Source organism: Serratia sp. H402Y (genome assembly GCF_051172415.1).
GTDB lineage: Bacteria > Pseudomonadota > Gammaproteobacteria > Enterobacterales > Enterobacteriaceae > Serratia > Serratia ureilytica.
In genome coordinates, this window is record NZ_JBPIYZ010000004.1 from 292142 (window position 1) to 313644 (window position 21503).

Here is a 21503-nt window from a genome sequence, read left to right on the forward strand (position 1 = left end):
TTTTGAGCACCCGATTATGTCACACCAAACACTGGACGTTCTGATCGTGGAAGATGAGCCGCAACTGGCGACGCTGCACGCAGAGTTCATCGAGAAAAATTTCAACCTGCGGGTGGTGGCCTACGCCGCCACGCTGGCCGAAGCGCGGGCCAAAGCCAACGAGCATCAGCCGCGGCTGATCCTGCTGGACAACTTTCTGCCGGACGGCCAGGGCATTGAGCTGATGGAAGAACCGGCGGTAAAGAATCCCGCCTGTTCGGTGATTTTCATCACCGCCGCCAGCGACATGCATACCTGCAGCCAGGCGATCCGCAACGGCGCCTTCGACTACATCATCAAGCCGGTGTCTTACAAACGGCTGCGCAACTCGCTCGAGCGCTTCATGCAGTTCGTGCAGACCCAGCGCACCTTCAAAATCATCGATCAGGACAATGTCGATGCGCTGTACAACCTGCAGTCGAAGCAGTTCTCCAGCGAACCGAGCGCCAAAGGCATAGAAACCAACACGCTGGAGCTGGTGCAGGCGCTGTTTATCGCCCAGCCGGCGGTGGCGCATGCGGTGGAAGACGTGGTCGAACAGGTCGGCATCAGCAAAACCACCGCTCGCCGTTATCTGGAATATTGCGTCGCCACCCAGTTCGTGCGGGTGGAGATGCTGTACGGCAATATCGGCCATCCGCGCAGGCTGTATCGCAAGGCCTGAGGCTGCCATCTGGCTGTCATACTAAGGCGATAACATGACGCTCGACGATATCCCCCTCGATATCGGCACCTGTCGTTAAAACTGATGAAATACTGATGACTTTTGCCCGGCCTCTGGTCGGGTTTTTTATTATCCGAACGGCAGGCGCGGCGCCCAAATATCTCTCTACGCCACACCGTATTATTTCCCCAAAAACCAAACCATTATGGCGAATAATGGCCGTCAATTTTGAGTCACGGGCCAAATTACCATAACTAATTAAAACCTTGATGTAAACCACTAATATCCCATTTAAATGACATTGAGGGTTGTCTCAGATATTCACTGTGTTAGGGTAAAAAGCTCTTTTATTTTGCTAAGGACAGCCCATAACGCTTTAATTAAACCAGAGGAAACAGCAAATTGCATGGCAATTAAACTCGAAGTAAAGAACCTGTATAAGATATTTGGCGAGCACCCGGAACGCGCATTCAAACTGCTGGATAAAGGTCTGACAAAAGATCGGCTGTTTGAAAAAACCGGCTTATCGCTCGGCGTAAAAGACGCCACTCTGGCCATTGAAGAAGGCGAGATATTTGTCATCATGGGGCTCTCCGGTTCCGGCAAGTCCACCCTGGTACGCCTTCTCAATCGTCTGATAGAACCCACCCGCGGTCAGGTGCTGATCGACGGTGAGGACATCGCCAAAATATCCGACACCGCGCTGCGCACCGTGCGGAGAAATAAGATCAGCATGGTATTTCAGTCATTCGCGCTAATGCCGCACATGAATGTTCTGAATAATACCGCCTTTGGCATGGAATTAGCCGAAATACCGCTGCAGGAACGCCAGGAAAAAGCGCTGGACGCCCTGCGTCAGGTCGGGCTGGAGAATTATGCGCTGTCTTATCCGGATGAATTATCCGGCGGCATGCGTCAGCGCGTGGGATTAGCCCGCGCGATGGCCAATAACCCGGATATATTATTGATGGACGAAGCCTTCTCGGCGCTCGATCCGTTAATTCGCACCGAAATGCAGGATGAGCTGGTGAAATTACAGGCTCAGCATCAGCGCACCATCGTGTTTATTTCCCACGATCTGGACGAAGCGATGCGCATTGGCGATCGCATCGCCATCATGCAGGGCGGCGAGGTGATCCAGGTCGGCACGCCGGACGAGATCCTCAATAATCCTGCCAACGACTACGTGCGCACCTTCTTCCGCGGCGTGGACATCAGTCATGTGTTCAGCGCCAAGGATATCGCCCAGCGGCGTCCGGTGACGCTGATCCGCAAAACCCCCGGTTTTGGCCCCCGCTCGGCGCTGCAGCTGCTGCGCGATGAGGACCGTGATTATGGTTATGTTGTTGAACGCGGGAAGAAATTTATCGGCGTGGTGTCGATAGAGTCGCTGAAAAAGGCGCTGTCCGCCAATCAAACGCTGGACGATGCCCTGCTTGAGGCCCCCGCCGCCGTGCCGGCCGACACGCCGCTCAGCGATCTGATCTCCCTGGTCGCCCAGGCGCCGTGCGCGGTGCCGGTAGTGGGCGAAGAACATAACTATCTCGGCATCATCTCCAAGGCCATGCTGCTGCAGGCGTTGGACAAGGAGGGCTCAGCCAATGAGTGATACCACGCAAACCCAAGATCCCTGGGCTACCGCACCGGCCGATGCCGGTGCCGCCCCCGCTCACGATGCCGCCGCCAACGCCGGCGACGCCTGGTCCAGCGCGCCGCCGCCGGCCGCTCATGACGCCGCCGGGCAAGGCGCCGATTGGCTCAGCAGCGCCCCGGCGCAGCCTGAGCACTTCAGCCTGCTTGATCCGTTCCACAAAGCCTGGGTGCCGTTTGATTCCTGGGTCACGCAAGGCATCGACTGGCTGGTGCTGCACTTCCGCCCGCTATTCCAGGGCATCCGCGTGCCGGTAGACGTGATCCTGAGCGGCTTCCAGCAATTGCTGTTGGGCATGCCGGCGCCGATCGCCATTCTGCTGTTCTCGCTGGTCGCCTGGCAGATCGCGGGCCTCGGCATGGGCGCCGCGACGCTGCTCTCTCTGGTCGCCATCGGCGCCATCGGCGCCTGGTCGCAGGCGATGGTTACGCTGGCGCTGGTGCTGACCGCGCTGTTCTTCTGCATCCTTATCGGCCTGCCGCTCGGCATCTGGCTGGCGCGCAGCAAGCATGCCGCCAAAGTGATTAGGCCGCTGCTCGACGCCATGCAAACCACCCCGGCCTTCGTCTATCTGGTGCCGATCGTCATGCTGTTCGGCATCGGCAACGTGCCGGGCGTGGTGGTGACCATTATCTTCGCGCTGCCGCCGATCGTGCGTCTGACCATTCTTGGCATCAAGCAGGTGCCGGAGGATCTGATCGAGGCCGCCGAATCCTTTGGCGCCAGCCCGCGCCAGCTGCTGTTCAAGGTGCAGCTGCCGCTGGCGATGCCGACCATCATGGCCGGCGTGAACCAGACGCTGATGTTGGCGCTGTCGATGGTCGTCATCGCCTCGATGATCGCCGTCGGCGGTCTGGGCCAGATGGTGCTGCGCGGCATCGGCCGGCTGGATATGGGCCTGGCCGCCATCGGCGGGGTCGGCATCGTGATCCTGGCGATCATTCTCGATCGCCTCACCCAATCGCTGGGGCGCGATCGCCGCAGCAAGGGCATCGGCCGCTGGTACCGTCGCGGCCCCATCGGGCTGTTTACCCGTCCATTTATCAAACAAGCCTGACGCTTTTCCCGCCGGCGGCTGCGGCCCCGGCGGGCCAGGGCAACACCACATCAAAAGAGGGGAAACACTATGCGCACCACGGGCATCTGGGCTCTCGCCCTGACGACACTGATTGGCTCACAGAGCGCCATCGCGGCGGATTTACCCGGTAAGGGAATAGCGGTACAGCCGGTGCAAAGCACCATTTCCGAAGAGACGTTCCAGACGCTGCTGGTCAGCAAGGCGCTGGAAAAACTGGGTTACGACGTGAAGGAACCGCGCGAAGTGGATTACAACGTCGCCTACACCTCCATCGCCTCCGGCGACGCCACCTTTATCGCGGTCAATTGGGATCCGCTGCACGCCGATCAGTACAAGGCCGCCGGCGGCGACGCCAAGTTCTACCGCGAAGGCGTCTACGTCAACGGCGCCGCGCAGGGCTACCTGATCGACAAGAAAACCGCCGAGCAGTACCACATCACCAACGTCGAACAGCTCAAGGATCCCAAGATCGCCAAGCTGTTCGACACCAACGGCGACGGCAAGGCCGATCTGACCGGCTGCACCCCGGGCTGGGGCTGCGAGGCGGTGATCAACCACCACATCAAGGCCTATGGCCTGAGTAATACCGTCGAACACAACCAGGGCAACTACGCGGCGATGATCGCCGACACCATCACCCGCTACAAAGAGGGCAAACCGGTACTGTATTACACCTGGACGCCGTACTGGGTCAGCGATGTGATGGTGCCGGGCCGCGACGTGGTCTGGCTGCAGGTACCGTTCTCTTCCTTGCCGGGCGAGCAGAAGAACGTCGATACCAAGCTGCCTAACGGCGCCAACTACGGCTTCCCGGTCAACACCATGCGCATCGCCGCCAACAAGCAGTGGGCCGAAGCCAACCCGGCGGCCGCCAAGCTGTTCGCCATCATGAAGCTGCCGATCGCCGACATCAACGCGCAAAACCTGCGCATGCATGAAGGCCAGGCTTCGGAGGCCGACATCCAAAACCACGTCAACGGTTGGATCAAGGCGCATCAGGCGACCTTCGACGGCTGGGTGAAAACCGCCGCCGCAGCGGCGAAGCCGTAACCGAGCGGGGGCGCCTCTGCCGCGCCCCTACCCCGCCAGATCGATGCCGCTGAACTGTAAAAAACGGGCGGCGGCGTTCGACAAGGGCTGCGGCCAGATGCAATACACCTGGCGCCGCGGCCCGTCTTCAATCGGAATCGACACCAGCGCGCTTAAGCGTTGCGCGGTCGAGATCGGTACGATGCCCGCCGCCAACCCGCGCCGCACCAGATTCTCCAACCATTCGATATGATCGATTTCAAAACTGACGTGCCGGCGGATGCCCGCCGCCAGGAAGGCGCGATCGGTTTGGCGCCGCGCGCCGGTGCCGCTGTAGAAATCCACCAGAGGCACTTCCGCCAGCGCCTGCAGGTTAACCCGCTCGCGGTTAGCCAGCGGGTGCTGCGGCGCCACCAGCGCCACCAGCGGCTCATCGGTCAACTGCCGGTGCGACATCGGCAGCAGATCGACATCGCCGGGCCAGATGCCGACGAACGCCATATCGCACTTCTGCTGACGCACATCCTCCAGCAGGGCTTCGCTCATGCCAACGTACAGGCGGATGTTCACCGCCGGATAGTGGCGATGAAACTTGTCGAGCTTTTCGGTCAGATCAATCGCGTTTATGGTTGAAATCGTGCCGATGGTCAGGGTGCCGGACACCGCATCGCCGGCGGCGGTCACCTCCTCCACCAGCGCCTGCTGTGCCGCCAACAGTCGCTGCGCCGAGGGTATGAAAGCCTGGCCGGCGGGGGTCAAGCGCACCCGGCGCGAAGTACGTTCAAACAGCGTACAGCCCAGCTCTTCTTCCAGTTTGGCGATCTGGTGGCTGAGCGCCGACTGCACCGTATGGCAGCGCTGTGCCGCCCGGGTGAAACTCTGTTCTTCCGCCACCGCCAGCGCATAGCGGATCTGTTTCAGGTTCATGGCATCTATCTTGAAATGAGATAAATCAAATGAAAATTATACATTGGTTTCCGCAGACGCGTTGCCGGATACTGCGCGCTATCTTCTTCCCGTGATGAAAAAACCATGAGCCAACAAAACGCCCATCCGGGCCTCAGCCCGGCGCTGACCGTGCTGATCGCCATCGCTACCGGCCTGGCGGTCGCCAGCAACTATTACGCTCAACCGCTGCTGGAAACCATCGCCACCGGTTTCAACCTGTCTGTCAATCAGGCCGGCTTTATCGTCACCGCCGCGCAGCTCGGTTACGCCACCGGCCTGCTGCTGCTGGTGCCGCTCGGCGATATGTTCGAGCGCCGCGGCCTGATCGTGTTCATGACGCTGCTGGCCGCCGGCGGCATGCTGATCACCGCCACTTCCGCCACGCTGCCGATGATGATCCTCGGCACCGCGCTCACCGGGCTGTTCTCGGTGGTGGCGCAGATCCTGGTGCCGCTGGCCGCCACGCTGGCCCACCCGGAAAAGCGCGGCAAGACCGTTGGCATCATCATGAGCGGCCTGCTGCTCGGCATCCTGCTGGCGCGCACCGTCGCGGGCGCCTTGGCGTCGTTCGGCGGCTGGCGCACCATCTACTGGGTCGCCAGCGTGCTGATGATCCTGATGGCGCTGATCCTGTGGCGCGCGCTGCCGCGCTATAAGCAACACTCCGGGCTGAACTACCCGCAGCTGCTGGCCTCGATCTTCAGCCTGTTCTGCCGCACGCCGCTGCTGCGCACCCGCGCCATTCTCGGCGCCCTGTCGTTCGCCAACTTCAGCGTACTCTGGACCTCAATGGCCTTTCTGCTCGCCGCGCCGCCGTTCAACTATTCCGAAGGGGTGATCGGGCTGTTCGGCCTGGTGGGCGCCGCCGGAGCGCTGGCCGCTTCGCGCGCCGGGCATCTGGCGGACAAAGGCAAGGCCGGGTTGACCACCACCGTCGGCCTGGTATTGCTGCTGCTGTCCTGGATACCTATCGCGCTGGCTAAACAATCGCTGTGGGCGCTGATCGCCGGCATCCTGATCCTCGATCTGGCGGTGCAAGCGGTACACGTCACCAACCAGAGCGTGATGTATCGCATCATGCCGGAGGCACGCAACCGCCTGACCGCCGGCTACATGACCAGCTACTTTATCGGCGGCGCCCTCGGTTCGCTGCTCTCCGCGTCCGCCTATCAGCATGCCGGCTGGTACGGCGTGGCCGCCGTCGGAGGGGTGTTATGCCTGCTCAACCTGCTGACCTGGTGGCTCGGCAAGCATCACGATCCGCAGGGGCCGGCGGCAATCTGATTATCGTGCAAATAGTCACTAAAGAAATTTATTAGCGGTGCAGGGTATAAACATTACTTACTCTCTGGTAATGTTCTGGGCATAAACTATTGACGACCTATCTACCCTGCGACCCACAACCATGCAAAGCCAAGCTGCAGACAGCCTTACTCCGCCCGCCGTCAGCGCCACCTTCGCCAACGGCGTCGTCGACAGTTTGCCGATCGTCATCGGGTACGTGCCGGTGGCGTTCGCTTTCGGCCTCAGCGCCGTCAAACTGGGCTTTTCCCCGCTGGAAAGCATTTTCTTCTCCTGCATCATCTACGCCGGCGCCAGCCAGTTCGTGATCACCGCCCTGCTGAGCGCCGGCATGTCGCTGTGGGTCTCCGCATTGACGGTGATGGCGATGGACGTGCGCCACCTGTTGTATGGCCCGGCGCTGCGTCACCGCATCGTCTCGCGCCTGTCGCCCGGCAAAACGGCGCTGTGGGCCTTTGGCCTGACCGATGAGGTCTTCGCCGCCGCCACCGCCAGGCTGATGCGCAATAACCGCAGCTGGAGCGAAAACTGGATGCTGGGCATCGCGCTCTGTTCCTGGCTCTCCTGGGTAGCCGGCACCGCGCTCGGCGCGCTGTTCGGCAACGGCCCGCTGGAGCAGTTCCCGGTGATCGAGGCCTCGCTGGCCTTCATGCTGCCGGCGCTGTTTCTCAGTTTCCTGCTGGCCGCTTTCCGGCGCCCGCAGAGCCTGACCATCGCCGCCGCGCTGGCCGGCGCGCTGCTCGGCGTGGTGCTGTTCTCCATTCCGGTCGCCATTTTGGCCAGCATCGGCGCCGGCTGCGCCGCCGCCCTGTTCCAACCCCCGCACGCGGAGGCCAGCCATGAACACTGATGTGCTGGTGATCGGCCTGGTGGTGGGCTGCGCCAACTACCTGTTCCGTTATCTGCCGCTGCGGCTGGCGCCGGCGCGCGCTCAGCCCGGCATTAAACGCGGCAAAGCCGCCCTGCTGCTCGACAGCATCGGCATCGCCTCCATCTGCGCCCTGCTGGTGGTCTCCAGCACGCCGGTGGTGATGCGCGAACCGGACAAGCTGCTGCCGACGTTAGCGGGGTTCGCCGCGCTGGCGCTGTGTTTCTACCGCAGTAAAAGCATCATTCTGTCGACGCTGCTCGGCGCGACGGCCTTTGGCGTCACATTAAAATTGTTAATGTTTTTCGGCCCTGGCTGACGCCGCCTCCGACCGTTTGGCTTCACACTGGCGTTTTCAGGCGTCACATCTTTACAAACACTGACAAATGACACGAATTGCTAAATTATCCGCACGGCTGAACATTTACATTATTTGTCACCGTCGTTACTATCTCGAACGAAATTAATGAGGCCCTAAATTATGGAAAGCTCGTTTGCCCCCATAGAACAAATGCTGAATTTCCGCGCCACGCGGCAGAAAGATTTCCCTTATCAGGAAATCCTGCTGACCCGTCTGTGCATGCACATGCAAGGCAAGCTGCTGGAAAATCGCAATAAGATGCTGAAAGCGCAGGGGATTAACGAAACACTGTTTATGGCGCTGATTACCCTGGATGCGCAGGAAAGCCACAGCATCCAACCTTCTGAGCTAAGCTCTGCCCTGGGCTCCTCGCGCACCAATGCGACCCGCATCGCCGACGAGCTGGAGAAGCGCGGCTGGATCGAGCGCCGGGAAAGCGACAACGATCGCCGCTGCCTGCATCTGCATCTGACGCCGCAGGGGGAAGAATTTCTCAGTCAACTGCTGCCGCCGCAGCACCAATGTCTGCATTTCCTGTGGTCCACGCTGACCGACGATGAGCAAAAACAGCTGGAACAGCTGACGCGCAAATTGCTGGCACGTCTGGATCAAATGGAAATCACAGAACAGTTACCCTAATTCACAATTTCTGTTCAGGTACCTACTTATGCGATCCCCATTTCACTGGAGATTCACCCCGCTGTTCGCCGTGTTGCTGCTGGCCGGGTGTGCTTCTACCGATAATATTGCCCCGCAATCCACGCTGATGGATCCGCAGAGCCTGCAGTTGGCTCAGCCGAAAGTCAGTTCGCTGGCCGTCAGCCCGCAGTGGTGGCGCGCCCTCAAGGATCCGCAGTTGGACGCCTTGATGACGCAAACGCTGCAAAGTTCGCCGACCCTGCGTCAGGCCGCCGCCCGCGTGCGCGAAGCGCAGAGCGTGGTAGGCGAAGCCAACGCCGCCAACGGGCCGAACCTGGATCTGAACGCCAGCACCCAACGTCAGCGCGTGCCGCAGAACGTCAATATGGGGCTGGGGTATCCGCATAAGCCGATCTATTCAAGCTCCAACTCGCTGGGGTTGAACCTGGCGTACGAGTTCGACTGGTGGGGCAAATACCGCAACCAGGTGAACGCCGCCAAGGCGCAAGTGAACGCAGCGCGCGCCGAGCAGGAACAGGCGGCGCTGACGCTGACCAGCTCGGTGGCGTCCGCCTACTATCAGCTGCAGAGCAATCTCGCGCTCGAGAAGCTGCTGCAGCAGGAAGTGAACAACAACGAGCGCCTGACCGCGCTGCGCCAACAGCGCTATCAGGCCGGCCTGACCGGCGTCGACGTGCCGCAACAAACCCAGGCGCAGTCCGACGTCGCCAAACAGCAGATTCTGCAGCTGCAGTCGCAAATCGAACAGCTCAGACACCAGCTCGCCGCGCTGGCGGGCCAGGGGCCGAACGCCATGCAGCACCTGCGTCAGGTGCCGCTGCCTGCAGACAACCTGATGGCGCCGCAGGGCGAACTGACGGCGGATCTGCTGGGCAAACGCCCGGACATCGCCGCGCAACGCCAGCTGGTGGAGTCTTACAGCCAGCGCGTCAGCGCCGCGCGTAAAGAGTTTTACCCCAGCCTGACCATTTCAGCCTTCGCCGGCCTGATGACCACCAATACCAGTGGCACCAGCCCGAATCTGTTTGAAGCGGCCAGCCAGGCCTGGAACGTGATGCCGGCGATCTCGCTGCCGATCTTCCACGCCGGCGCCCTGCGCAGCAAGCTGGGTGAGGAATCCGCGCTGTATGACGAAGCGGTGGAATCCTACAACCAAACCATCCTGAATGCGGTACAGGAAACCGCCGACGCCATCACCATCCAGCAGAGCTCTGCACAACAGCAGCTGCAGGCGGCGTCCGCGGCCCAGTCGATGCAACAGGTGTATCAGGTCGCCAACGCCCGTTACCAGGCAGGGATTATCGGGCGCGACGATCTGTTGACCAGCCAGACGCAGCTATTGCAGCAGCAACAGGCGGAGTTGAATGCCAGCAGCAATTTACTGCAGGCGAAGATAGGACTGATCCGCGCGTTGGGCGGTGGCTATCAGGCCCCGGCCGCAGCGGATTCGAAAGCATAATAATATAAGGCTTGGAGAACACCATGAGCGCAAGCGCGGAAACCCAAAACCCGCAGCAGCCGAGCGGCAAAAAGAAGCAGCGCAAATTTTGGCTGCTGTTGCTGACGGTTATTTTCATTGTTATAGGGGTGGCTTATTTAGTGTATTGGTTCCTGGTGCTGCGTCATCACCAGGAAACCGACGACGCCTACGTCTCCGGCAACCAGGTGCAGATCATGGCCCAGGTGTCCGGCAGCGTGAACAGCGTCAACTTCGACAACACCGACTACGTCAAGCAGGGCGACGTGCTGCTGACGCTCGATCCGACCGATGCCGAGCAGGCGTTTGAACGCGCCAAAACCGGCCTGGCCAACAGCGTGCGTCAGACCCACCAGCTGATCATCAACAGCAAGCAGTATCAGGCCAACATCGCCTTGCGCAAGACCGATCTGAGCAAGGCCGAGAACGATCTGAAACGTCGCGTGGTGCTGGGCAGCGTTGACGCCATCGGCCGCGAAGAGCTGCAACACGCTCGCGATGCGGTCGACAGCGCCAAAGCCGCGCTGGAAGTGGCGGTGCAGCAATACAACGCCAACCAGGCGATGGTGCTGAACACCCCGCTGGAACAGCAGCCGGCGATCCAGCAAGCCGCCGCGCAGATGCGCGACGCCTGGCTGGCGCTGCAGCGTACCAAAGTGATCAGCCCGATTACCGGCTATGTCTCGCGCCGCAGCGTGCAGGTCGGCGCGCAGATCGCCGCCGGTTCGCCGCTGATGGCGGTGGTGCCGGCCGATCACATCTGGGTTGACGCCAACTTCAAGGAAACGCAGATCGCCAATATGCGCATCGGCCAGCCGGCGACGGTGGTCAGCGACGTCTACGGCGACGACGTGGTGTATCAAGGCAAAGTGGTCGGTATCGACATGGGCACCGGCAGCGCCTTCTCGCTGCTGCCGGCCCAGAACGCCACCGGCAACTGGATCAAGGTGGTGCAACGTCTGCCGGTGCGTATTGAGCTCGACGCCAAGCAGGTGGCCGACCATCCGCTGCGCATCGGTCTTTCGACGCTGGTGACCGTCGACACCGCCAACCTGGACGGCCGCGTGCTGTCTGACGTGGTGCGCGACAAACCGCTGTATCAGAGCGACGCGCTGGCGTTGAATCTGGCGCCGGTTAACCAGCTGATCGCCGACGTGATCCATGCGAACGCCGGCTAAGCGCGCGGGAGGCCATCTTGCCACAGAAACCGCTTGAAGGCGCCCAGCTTGCCTGGATGACGGTCGCGCTCGCCATGGCGACCTTCATGCAGGTGCTGGACTCCACCATCGCCAACGTGGCGATCCCCACCATTGCCGGTAACCTCGGGTCTTCCAACTCGCAGGGCACCTGGGTGATCACCTCGTTCGGCGTGGCGAACGCCATCTCGATCCCGATCACCGGCTGGCTGGCGAAGCGCATCGGCGAAGTGCGGCTGTTCCTCTGGTCCACCGCGCTGTTCGTTCTCGCCTCCTGGCTGTGCGGCATCTCCAACAGCCTCGGCATGCTGATCTTCTTCCGCGTGATCCAGGGCGTGGTGGCCGGGCCGCTGATCCCGCTGTCTCAGAGCCTGTTGCTGAACAACTACCCGCCCGCCAAGCGAGCGATGGCCCTGGCGCTCTGGTCGATGACCGTGATCGTCGCGCCGATCTTCGGGCCAATTCTCGGCGGTTACATCAGCGACAACTACCACTGGGGTTGGATCTTCTTCATCAACATCCCGATCGGCGCCTTCGTTATCCTGGCGGCGATGGCGACGCTGAAGGGGCGAGAAACCAAAACCGAGATCAAGCCGATCGACACCGTCGGCCTGGTGCTGTTGATCGTCGGCATCGGTTCGCTGCAGGTGATGCTCGATCAGGGCAAGGAGCTGGACTGGTTCAACTCGACCGAGATCATCACCCTGACCGTCGTGGCGGTCGTGGCGCTGCTGTTCCTGGTGGTCTGGGAACTGACGGACGATCATCCGGTGGTGGATTTGTCGCTGTTCAAGTCGCGCAACTTTACCATCGGCTGTCTGTGCATCAGCCTGGCGTACATGCTGTATTTCGGCGCCATCGTTCTGCTGCCGCAGCTGCTGCAAGAGGTGTACGGCTATACCGCCACCTGGGCGGGGCTGGCGTCGGCGCCGGTCGGGCTGATCCCGGTGCTGCTGTCGCCGATCATCGGTAAGTTCGGCAACCGGCTCGACATGCGCAAGCTGGTGACTTTCAGCTTCATCATGTATGCCGTGTGCTTCTATTGGCGCGCCTATACGTTTGAACCGGGCATGGACTTCGGCGCTTCGGCCTGGCCGCAGTTCGTTCAAGGTTTCGCCATCGCCTGCTTCTTCATGCCGTTGACCACCATCACGCTGTCCGGCCTGCCGCCGGAACGCATGGCGGCGGCATCGAGCCTGTCGAACTTTACGCGAACCCTGGCGGGGTCGATCGGCACCTCGATCACCACCACCCTGTGGACGCAGCGCGAATCGCAGCATCACGCGCAGTTGACGGAGTTCGTCAACCCGTACAATCCGCAGTCGCAGGAGATGTACCGGCAGCTCGAGCAGCTCGGCATGAGCAAGCAGCAGGCGTCGGCCTACATCGCCAACGAGATCACGGCACAGGGGCTGATCATCTCCGCCAACGAGATTTTCTGGCTGTCGGCCGGGGTATTCCTGGTGCTGCTGGCGCTGGTGTGGGTAGCGAAACCGCCATTCAGCTCCGGCGGCGGCGGGGGCGGCGGCGCTCACTAAGCTTCAATAAACGAAACGGGCGCCCTGAGGCGCCCGTTTTTTTATTCGACGTAATGAAAATCACGCCTGATTCTGACGCCACCAGTCCGCCAGCAGAATGCCGGTCGCCACGGAAACGTTCAGGCTTTCTACCTTGCCGGTGCCGCCGATAGACACGTTCATATCGCCCTGCTGCCAGGCGCTGTCGCTGAGGCCGTCGCGCTCCTGGCCCAGCACCAGCACCATCTTGGCCGGCAGCTTGGCCTGCGCCAGCGCGGTGCCTTTGTGGCTGGAGGTGGTGACGATGGTGTAACCCGCCTTGCGGAAGGTATCCAGCACCGACAGGAAATCATCGGCGTTGATCGCCTTGATGTGCTCCGCGCCGCCTTCTGCGGTACGCACCGCCGCGCCGGATTCCAGCAACGCCGGATCCTGCAGCAGCACGCCGTTGACGCCGAAGTGGGCGCACGAACGGACGATGGCGCCCAGGTTATGCGGGTTGCCGACTTCTTCCAGCGCCAATACGCAGTCGGTCGCCGGCGCAGTTTTCAGGTAGGTCTGCGCATCCAGGCCCTGACGCTTTTTGATCAGGAAGCAGACGCCGCCGTGGTGCTCGGTGCCGGAAGCCTTGGCCAGCTCTTCCTCATCCACCACGTGGTAGGCTTTGCGGTTAGCCGCCATCCAGCGCAGCGCTTCACGGAAGCGCGGCGTGACCGACTGCACGAACCAGGCGCGCACGATCGCTTCCGGGCGGCTGGCGAACAGCGCCTGACAGGCGTTCTCACCGTAAACGCGGGTTTCTTCCGCGCGCTGGCGGCGCAGCTGTTCCGGATCGATGAAGCTTTTGCCGCTGATGCCGCCGTGATCGAACGCCGGCTCTTCACTCGGCGCGCGCGACACGGTTCTCCACGGCGACTCGTTGCCGCCGCGATCTTCAGAGCGCGCCGGACGGCGAGGACGATCGCTTTCACTGCGGCGGGAATCGGCTCCGCGACGGTCATTGCCGCCGCGCGCCTTGTCTTGACCGGTGCGGCCCGAGCGCGCACCGTCAGCCGGACGGCCTTTGCCGGCCGGACGTTTATTCTTGTTGCGGTCGTCGCCGTTGTCGTCGTCGCTGCGGACGTACATCACTTTGACCTTACCGTTCTTGCCACTAAATGAATCGTTCATTGTCTTCTCCACCAACGCGCAGGGCGCGAAGATTACCTGATGTTGGTGCATGAAGCCACCAACTTGCGCTAAAAGCTCCCAACTATCACATCCATTGAACAAACCTCATTGTTCATGCGCCGGGTTTTGCCGATAATCGTCAGCATTAAAGAAACATCTCCGCAACCGCGTTGCGGGGACCCGGCTTTCTCAGTACCCGAGGTCAACATGAATACAGTTTGTGCAGCTTGCAATGCCACCAACCGTGTGCCGGAAGAACGTCTGGCGGACAACGCGAAATGCGGCCGCTGCGGCCATGAGCTCTTCGACGGTGAAGTGATCAACGCCACCGCCGCCACGCTGGACCAGTTGCTGCAGGACGATCTGCCGGTCGTGGTCGATTTTTGGGCGCCGTGGTGCGGCCCGTGCCGCAGCTTTGCGCCGATCTTTGAAGACGTGGCCGAAGAGCGCGCCGGCAAAGTGCGCTTCGTGAAAGTGAACACTGAAGCCGAGCCGGAACTGAGCGCCCGTTTCCGCATCCGCAGCATCCCGACCATTATGGTGTTCCGTCAGGGCAAGATGGTCGACATGCTCAACGGCGCGATGCCGAAGGCGCCGTTTGACAACTGGCTCAACGAGTTAGTGTGATTCGGCAAGTATAGGCCGTATCCCGCCATCGCGCGCGAACGCGCCCCGATCGAGCCCGCCCCTCCCGGCGGGCTTTTTTCTGCGTTACAATAGCGGTTTTTCCCCAGGATCGTTATGACCGACAACGCCGTACTTCGCCTGCGCCAATTCCGTTTAGACCGCGCCACCCGCCCCTTTCTGGCGCGCGGTTGCCGAGTGGCGCGTTGTCAGGGGTGCCTGCTGCCGCATAAGAACTGCCTGTGCGACACCATTCGCCCGCAGCAGGCCGGCAGCCGTTTCTGCCTGATCATGTTCGGCGCCGAGCCGCTCAAGCCCAGCAACACCGGGCGCCTGATCGCCGATATCCTGCCGGACACCCAGGCGTTCCTCTGGTCGCGTACCGAGGTCGATCCCGCCCTGCTGGCGGCCATCAACGATCCGACACGGCAGCCTTACGTGGTGTTCCCCGCGTCCTACGCCGACGCCGAGCGGCCGGTGTTCAGCGAACTGCCCGTCGGCGGCAAACCGCCGCTGTTCATCATGCTGGACGGCACCTGGGCGGAAGCGCGCAAAATGTTCCGTAAAAGCCCGTATCTCAATCAATTCCCGGTGTTTTCACTCAACGTCGACGCCGCATCGGCCTACCAGCTGCGCGAAGCCAGCCGCGCCGAGCAACACTGCACGGCGGAAGTGGCCGCCGCCCTGCTGCAACAGGCGGGCGATATGCCGGCCGCCGACGGATTGAATCAGCATTTCCGCTATTTCCGTCAACAGTATCTGGCGGGAAAACCGACCCGACCGGAGGCACCGGTCACAGCAATGTAGCCATAAAGCGCCTAAAATCAGGCGTAACGTTGCCAAAAGGAGCCGTGCATGAGCCAGCGAGGGTTAGAAGCGCTACTACGTCCCAAATCGATCGCCGTGCTGGGCGCTTCGCAGCAGCCGGGCCGCGCCGGCAACCTGATGATGAGCAACCTGCTGGCCGGCGGTTTCGGCGGGCCCATCTTGCCGGTGACGCCGCGCTACAAGGCGGTATGCGGCGTCATGGCCTATCCCGACGTCGCCAGCCTGCCGCTGACGCCGGATCTGGCGATCATCTGCACCCACGCCAGCCGTAATCTGGCGCTGATTGAAGCGCTGGGCCAACGCGGCTGCAAAACCGCCATCGTGCTCTCTTCGCCGCCGGAACAGTTCGCCGAGCTCAAAGCCTGCGCGCAGCGTTACGCCATGCGGCTGCTGGGCCCCAACAGTCTGGGGCTGCTGGCGCCGTGGCAAGGCATCAACGCCAGCTTCTCGCCGGTGCCGATCCAAAAGGGCAAGCTGGCGTTTATCTCGCAGTCCGCCGCCGTCGCCAACACCATTCTCGACTGGGCACAGCAGCGCGAAGTCGGCTTCTCCTATTTCATCGCGCTGGGCGACAGCCTGGATATCGACGTCGACGACCTGCTCGACTTTTTGGCGCGCGACAGCAAGACCAGCGCCATCCTGCTGTATCTGGAAAACATCAGCGATGCGCGGCGCTTTCTCTCCGCCTCGCGCAGCGCCTCGCGCAACAAGCCCATTCTGGTGATCAAAAGCGGCCGTAGCCAACAGGCGCAATTACTGCTCAACAGCCAACTGGGGCTGGACGCCGCCTATGACGCCGCCATCCAGCGCGCCGGCCTGCTGCGCGTCCAGGATACCCATGAGCTGTTCTCGGCGGTGGAAACCCTCAGCCATATGCATCCGCTGCGCGGCGAACGGCTGATGATCGTCAGCAATGGGGCGGCGCCGGCGGCGATGGCCTTGGACGAACTGCTCGGCCGCAACGGCAAGCTGGCGACGCTGAGCGAGGAGAGCCTGGCGACGCTGAGCGACGCGCTGCCGGACTTCATTCGCGCCGGCAACCCGCTCGACCTGCGCGACGACGCCACGCCGCAGCGTTATCTGGCGGCTCTCGAAGCGCTGCTCGACAGCCACGACTATGATGCGCTGCTGCTGATCCACGCGCCGAGCGCGGCTGCGCCCGGCACCGCCACGGCGCAGCGGCTGATCGACGCGCTGCATCGCCATGCGCGCGGCAAGCGCATCACCTTGCTGACCAACTGGTGCGGCGAATACTCTTCGCAAGAGGCACGCCGGCTGTTTACCGAAGCCGCCATTCCCACCTACCGCACGCCGGAAGGCGCGGTCACCGCCTTTATGCATATGGTGGAATACCGCCGCAACCAGAAGCAGCTGAAGGAGACGCCCGCGCTGCCGGTCGGCCTGACCGCCAATACCGCCGATGCCCACCGCCTGATTCATCAGGCGCTGGCCGAAGGCGCCACCCAGTTGGATACCCACGAGGTGCAATCCATTCTGCAGGCCTACGATCTGAGCACCCTGCCGACCTGGATCGCCGAAGACAGCGCCGAAGCGGTGCACATCGCCGAGCAGATCGGCTACCCGGTGGCGCTGAAGCTGCGCTCGCCGGATATCCCGCACAAATCGGAAGTTCAGGGCGTGATGCTCTACCTGCGCACCGCGACCGAAGTGCAACGCGCGGCGGAGGCGATCCTCGACCGCGTGAAGCGCACCTATCCTCAGGCGCGCATCCACGGCCTGTTGGTGCAGAGCATGGCCAACCGCGCCGGCGCCCAGGAGCTGCGCATCGCCGTGGAGCAGGATGCCATTTTCGGCCCGTTGATCATGCTGGGAGAAGGCGGCGTAGAGTGGCGCCAGGAAAATCAGGTCGCGGTCGCGCTGCCGCCGTTGAATATGGCGCTGGCGCGTTATCTGGTGCTGCAGGCGGTGAAAGGCGGCAAGATCCGCGGGCGCAGCGCACTGCGGCCTTTAGATATCCCCGGGCTGAGCCGCTTGCTGGTGCAGGTTTCCAACCTGATCCTTGACTGCCCTGAGATCGCCCGGCTGGATATTCACCCGGTGCTGGCTTCCGGCAGCGAGTTCACCCTGCTGGACGTTTCGATGCAGCTCGCACCGTTCAGCGGCGATCCGCAGGCGCGGCTGGCGATTCGGCCTTATCCGCATGAGCTGGAAGAGACCATCGCGCTGAAAGACGGCAGCCAATGCCTGTTCCGCCCGATCCTGCCGGAAGACGAGCCGGCGCTGAAGCATTTCATCGACCGGGTGACCAAGGAAGATCTCTATTACCGCTACTTCAGCGAGATCAACGAGTTTACCCATGACGATTTGGCCAACATGACGCAGATCGACTACGATCGGGAAATGGCCTTTGTGGCGGTGCGGGCAGACGAGATTATCGGCGTGACCCGCGCGCTGTCCGATCCGGACAACACCGATGCCGAGTTCGCCGTGCTGGTGCGTTCCGACCTGAAAGGCGTGGGGCTCGGCCGCCAGCTGCTGGAGAAAATGATCGCCTATGCGCGCGCGCATGGCCTGACCCGCCTGAGCGGCATCACCATGCCGAATAACCGCGGCATGATCGCGCTGGCGCAGCGGTTGGGCTTTGGCATCGAGGTGCAGCTTGAGGACGGCATCGTCAATCTGACGCTGCCGCTGCAGGCCGACGACGCGCAGTGACCTGCGTCGCAATGCGCTACGAATCCACCACTTAACGCCAAAACATACGCACAATCGAGGCAACTAATGGTATTATCGCCCGATTATTCGGTTTATTGTTTTTAAGTCTGTGGCGTTCCGGCCATCAATCATGAGAGAAGAAGCGCACTGTGATGTTGTCAAAATTTAAACGTAGCAAACATCAACAACACCTTGCACAACTGCCCAAACTCCCCCAGACGGTTGCTGATGTTCGTACTCTGTACGCGCCGTCCGACTTTCGCGCCACGCTGCTGGATTCCATCGCCAACGCCACCCAACGTATCTATCTGGTGGCTCTGTATCTGGAGCATGACGACGCCGGGCGTGAGATCCTCAACGCGCTGTATCAAGCCAAGCAGCGGCGGCCCGAGCTGGAAATCTGCGTGCTTGTCGACTGGCACCGCGCACAGCGCGGGCGCATCGGCGCCGCCGCCGCCAATACCAACGCCGACTGGTACTGCGCCATGGCCAGCCAGCATCCGGAGCAATCGGTGCCAATCTACGGCGTGCCGGTCAATACCCGCGAAGCGCTGGGCGTATTGCATCTGAAGGGCTTTGTGGTCGACGATACCGTTATCTACAGCGGCGCCAGCATCAACGACGTCTATCTGCATCAGCATGAGAAATACCGTTACGATCGCTACCAGTTGATCACCAACGGCGTGCTGGCCGATACTCTGATCGATTACATCAAGCAGCATCTGCTCACCGCCGGCGCCGTACAACGCCTGGATCGCAGCGATCGGCCGAAAAGCCCGGAGATCAAAAACGAAACCCGTCTGTTCCGTTTCGCCCTACGCCGCGCCGGTTACCACTTCCGCGGCAAAGCCGGCAACGATGAGCTGGCGGTGACGCCGATGGTTGGGCTAGGCAAACAAAGCGTGCTGAATAAAACCATTCATCACCTGATGTCATGCACCGACCAGAAACTGACGCTGTGCACCCCCTATTTCAACCTGCCGGCGCTGCTGGTGCGCAACATCATTTATCTGCTGCGACAGGGCAAGCAGGTGGAAATCATCGTCGGCGATAAAACCGCCAACGATTTCTATATTCCGGAAGACCAGCCGTTCAAAATCATCGGCGCGCTGCCCTACCTGTATGAGATCAACCTGCGCCGCTTCCTGAGCCGGTTGCAGCGTTACATCGACACCGGCCAACTGATCGTGCGTTTGTGGAAGGATGGCGATAACAGCTATCACCTGAAAGGCATGTGGGTAGACGAAGAGTGGCAGCTGATTACCGGCAATAACCTCAACCCGCGCGCCTGGCGGCTGGATCTGGAAAACGCCATTCTGATCCACGATCCCAAGCAAGAGCTGCGCGAGCAACGGCAGAAAGAGCTGGAATGCATCCGTACTCATACCACTGTAGTCGGCCATTATCAGGAACTGCAAAGCATTCAGCAGTATCCGATCAAGGTGCGTAAGCTGATTCGGCGTCTGCGCCGTATCCGCATCGATCGGCTGATCAGCCGTATCCTGTAAGCGGTATGCTGACCCCGGCCAAGGCCGGGGTTTTTATTACAGCTGTATCTCCTTGCCTTTGCGATGCAACCGGAGCGAGACCAGCAGCGCCAGCAGGCACATGCCGGAGACATACCAGAAGAAGGCGTTCTCCACACCAAACGATTTAAGCGACAGCGCCACATATTCCGCCGAGCCGCCGAACATGGCGTTCGCCACCGCATAAGACAAGCCCACCCCTAAAGCACGTACCTCCGGCGGGAACATTTCGGCTTTAAGCAGCCCGCTGATCGCGGTGTAAAAACTGATGATGAACAGCGCCAGCACGATCAGGCCAAACGCCATATAAGGATTACTCACCTCTTTCAGAGCGAACAGGATCGGCACCGTCAACACCGTGGCAAAGGCCGAGAAGATCAACATCGAGCTGCGACGGCCGATTTTGTCCGAAAACGCGCCTACCGCAGGCTGCAGCAGCATAAAGACGAACAGCGCGACGGTCATGATGGCGCTGGCCAGCTTGGCGTCCATACCGGCGGTATTCACCAGATATTTCTGCATGTAGGTGGTGAAGGTGTAGAAGGTCAGCGAACCGGCGGCGGTAAAGCCCAGCACCATCAGGAACGCCTTGCGATTTTTCCACAGCCCCGTCAGCGAACCGGCATCTTTGTGGTTACGCGTCTTCGCATCGGAGGTTTCATTCAGCGAACGGCGCAGGTACAGCGCAACTACCGCCAACACGGCACCCAGGGCAAACGGAATGCGCCATCCCCAGGCTTTCAGCTCTTCGGCGGGCAATATCTGCTGCAGGATCACCAGGACCAGCAGCGCCAACAGTTGCCCGCCGATCAGCGTCACGTACTGGAACGAGGCGTAAAAGCCGCGTCGCCCCTTGATCGCCACCTCGCTCATATAGGTCGCGCTGGTGCCGTATTCTCCCCCTACCGACAGCCCCTGGAACAGGCGGGCGATCAGCAGCAACGCCGGCGCCCAGCTGCCGATCGATTCATACGTCGGCAGGCAGGCGATCACCAGCGATCCGGCGCACATCATACAGACCGAAAGCAGCATGGAATTTTTTCGACCATGCTTGTCGGCAATATAACCGAATAGCCAACCGCCAATCGGCCGCATAAAGAAGCCGGCGGCGAATACCCCGGCGGTTTGCAGCAGCTGCGTGGTGCTGTTGCCCGCCGGGAAGAACGAGGCGGCAAAGTAAATGGAACAGAAGGAGTAAACGTAAAAATCAAACCACTCCACCAGATTGCCTGATGAAGCCCCGACGATAGCGAAAATGCGTTTCTTGTTATCCAGCGCCCCCTGTTCGACGCCGTGCTCATCCCCAAGAGCCGAGGTTGTTTCTGTCATGATGTATTCTCCGAGCCATAACAATGATGAAATTTGGCTTCCTGCCGCCCTGGTTGTTACTTTATTGTTACTTATAAGTTAACAGCCAAACTTAATAGCGGACGAAGAATATCTGACATTCAGAGAAACAATGCGTTGGTTTTGTGATGAATATTAAACAGTACGATGAAAGCTGAAGCGGATTACAACGGGGATTTTCCATTTTACGCAAAGCAAAAAGCCCTGAACTGACGTTCAGGGCTTTCGGCTTTATTTGATGCCTGGCAGTGTCCTACACAATTCGTCTCATCCTGAGACTCTCCCCTCCGGGGCCGCCGCAAGCGGCGTTAAGGCCCGTTCCCGACGGGCCTTTCGCATGCCCATGCTCGAGCAGAACGCCAGATAACAGACAAAACAAAAAGCCCCATGCTTTCGCATGAGGCTTTTTGCTTTGTTTGATGCCTGGCAGTGTCCTACTCTCGCATGGGGAGACCCCACACTACCATCGGCGCTACGGCGTTTCACTTCTGAGTTCGGCATGGGGTCAGGTGGGACCACCGCGCTATTGCCGCCAGGCAAAT

General features: G+C 61.0%; 18 protein-coding genes and 1 rRNA gene. 15 read left to right on the forward strand and 4 right to left on the reverse strand.

Annotation, left to right across the window (positions count from 1 at the left end; all coding sequences use genetic code 11):
• Positions 1–16: 16 nt before the first annotated feature.
• The 4 genes from ACSBQS_RS20000 to proX all read left to right on the forward strand — a co-directional run bounded on the left by ACSBQS_RS20000 (position 17) and on the right by proX (position 4482).
• Positions 17–703, forward strand: coding sequence for a response regulator (locus ACSBQS_RS20000; RefSeq protein WP_033644157.1), 687 nt, complete (start codon positions 17–19; stop codon positions 701–703).
• Positions 704–1109: 406 nt separating this feature from the next.
• Entirely contained in the window at positions 1110–2312 is a 1203-nt protein-coding gene (proV, locus tag ACSBQS_RS20005; protein ID WP_197666626.1) for a glycine betaine/L-proline ABC transporter ATP-binding protein ProV, read from the forward strand.
• On the forward strand, positions 2305–3411 hold the full coding sequence (gene proW / locus ACSBQS_RS20010; protein WP_197666625.1) for a glycine betaine/L-proline ABC transporter permease ProW: 1107 nt from the start codon (positions 2305–2307) through the stop codon (positions 3409–3411). Before proV ends, proW begins: the two co-directional genes overlap by 8 nt.
• A 69-nt stretch (positions 3412–3480) precedes the next feature.
• Positions 3481–4482: a glycine betaine/L-proline ABC transporter substrate-binding protein ProX gene (proX, locus tag ACSBQS_RS20015; RefSeq protein ID WP_047025550.1), complete on the forward strand. Its 1002-nt coding sequence runs from the start codon at positions 3481–3483 to the stop codon at positions 4480–4482.
• A 27-nt stretch (positions 4483–4509) separates the two neighbouring features.
• On the opposite strand, the gene ACSBQS_RS20020 is transcribed toward proX, so the two are convergent.
• Complete coding sequence (locus ACSBQS_RS20020; RefSeq protein ID WP_019455589.1) at positions 4510–5388, reverse strand: LysR family transcriptional regulator; 879 nt, start codon at positions 5386–5388, stop codon at positions 4510–4512.
• Positions 5389–5493: 105 nt separating this feature from the next.
• Here ACSBQS_RS20020 and ACSBQS_RS20025 point away from each other — a divergent pair, with 105 nt between their 5' ends.
• The 7 genes from ACSBQS_RS20025 to emrB all read left to right on the forward strand — a co-directional run bounded on the left by ACSBQS_RS20025 (position 5494) and on the right by emrB (position 12811).
• The gene (locus ACSBQS_RS20025; RefSeq protein ID WP_047025549.1) at positions 5494–6693 is read left to right on the forward strand and encodes an MFS transporter; all 1200 of its coding nucleotides are present in this window, start codon (positions 5494–5496) and stop codon (positions 6691–6693) included.
• A gap of 121 nt (positions 6694–6814) precedes the next feature.
• On the forward strand, positions 6815–7561 hold the full coding sequence (locus tag ACSBQS_RS20030; RefSeq protein WP_434991317.1) for an AzlC family ABC transporter permease: 747 nt from the start codon (positions 6815–6817) through the stop codon (positions 7559–7561).
• Complete coding sequence (gene ygaH, locus ACSBQS_RS20035) at positions 7551–7898, forward strand: L-valine transporter subunit YgaH (protein WP_033644164.1); 348 nt, start codon at positions 7551–7553, stop codon at positions 7896–7898. Before ACSBQS_RS20030 ends, ygaH begins: the two co-directional genes overlap by 11 nt.
• Positions 7899–8060: 162 nt before the next feature.
• The gene (gene mprA, locus ACSBQS_RS20040; protein WP_004928879.1) at positions 8061–8579 is read left to right on the forward strand and encodes a transcriptional repressor MprA; all 519 of its coding nucleotides are present in this window, start codon (positions 8061–8063) and stop codon (positions 8577–8579) included.
• A gap of 28 nt (positions 8580–8607) precedes the next feature.
• Positions 8608–10059: an efflux transporter outer membrane subunit gene (locus ACSBQS_RS20045; protein WP_033644165.1), complete on the forward strand. Its 1452-nt coding sequence runs from the start codon at positions 8608–8610 to the stop codon at positions 10057–10059.
• A 23-nt stretch (positions 10060–10082) separates the two neighbouring features.
• Positions 10083–11255 (forward strand): multidrug efflux MFS transporter periplasmic adaptor subunit EmrA, encoded by a 1173-nt coding sequence (gene emrA, locus ACSBQS_RS20050; RefSeq protein ID WP_016929855.1) that lies wholly within the window; start codon positions 10083–10085, stop codon positions 11253–11255.
• Positions 11256–11272: 17 nt separating this feature from the next.
• Positions 11273–12811, forward strand: coding sequence for a multidrug efflux MFS transporter permease subunit EmrB (gene emrB, locus ACSBQS_RS20055; protein ID WP_033644166.1), 1539 nt, complete (start codon positions 11273–11275; stop codon positions 12809–12811).
• A 60-nt stretch (positions 12812–12871) separates the two neighbouring features.
• Here the strand turns inward: emrB and ACSBQS_RS20060 are convergent, their stop codons facing one another.
• Entirely contained in the window at positions 12872–13960 is a 1089-nt protein-coding gene (locus tag ACSBQS_RS20060; protein WP_033644167.1) for a tRNA/rRNA methyltransferase, read from the reverse strand.
• A 207-nt stretch (positions 13961–14167) separates the two neighbouring features.
• Here ACSBQS_RS20060 and trxC point away from each other — a divergent pair, with 207 nt between their 5' ends.
• The 4 genes from trxC (at position 14168) to pssA (ending at position 19596) form a co-directional block, all read left to right on the forward strand.
• Positions 14168–14587 carry a thioredoxin TrxC gene (gene trxC / locus ACSBQS_RS20065; protein WP_004928868.1) on the forward strand — a complete coding sequence of 140 codons (420 nt, stop codon included), beginning with the start codon at positions 14168–14170 and terminating at the stop codon, positions 14585–14587.
• Between the two features lie 114 nt (positions 14588–14701).
• Positions 14702–15391 carry a tRNA-uridine aminocarboxypropyltransferase gene (locus ACSBQS_RS20070; protein ID WP_047573925.1) on the forward strand — a complete coding sequence of 230 codons (690 nt, stop codon included), beginning with the start codon at positions 14702–14704 and terminating at the stop codon, positions 15389–15391.
• A 48-nt stretch (positions 15392–15439) separates the two neighbouring features.
• The gene (locus tag ACSBQS_RS20075; protein WP_033644169.1) at positions 15440–18088 is read left to right on the forward strand and encodes a bifunctional acetate--CoA ligase family protein/GNAT family N-acetyltransferase; all 2649 of its coding nucleotides are present in this window, start codon (positions 15440–15442) and stop codon (positions 18086–18088) included.
• Between the two features lie 152 nt (positions 18089–18240).
• Positions 18241–19596, forward strand: coding sequence for a CDP-diacylglycerol--serine O-phosphatidyltransferase (gene pssA / locus ACSBQS_RS20080; RefSeq protein ID WP_033644170.1), 1356 nt, complete (start codon positions 18241–18243; stop codon positions 19594–19596).
• Positions 19597–19632: 36 nt separating this feature from the next.
• On the opposite strand, the gene ACSBQS_RS20085 is transcribed toward pssA, so the two are convergent.
• Positions 19633–20943 carry an MFS family transporter gene (locus tag ACSBQS_RS20085; RefSeq protein WP_033644171.1) on the reverse strand — a complete coding sequence of 437 codons (1311 nt, stop codon included), beginning with the start codon at positions 20941–20943 and terminating at the stop codon, positions 19633–19635.
• 439 nt (positions 20944–21382) lie between these two features.
• Positions 21383–21498, reverse strand: a 5S ribosomal RNA gene (gene rrf / locus ACSBQS_RS20090).
• Between the last annotated feature and the right edge of the window lie 5 nt (positions 21499–21503).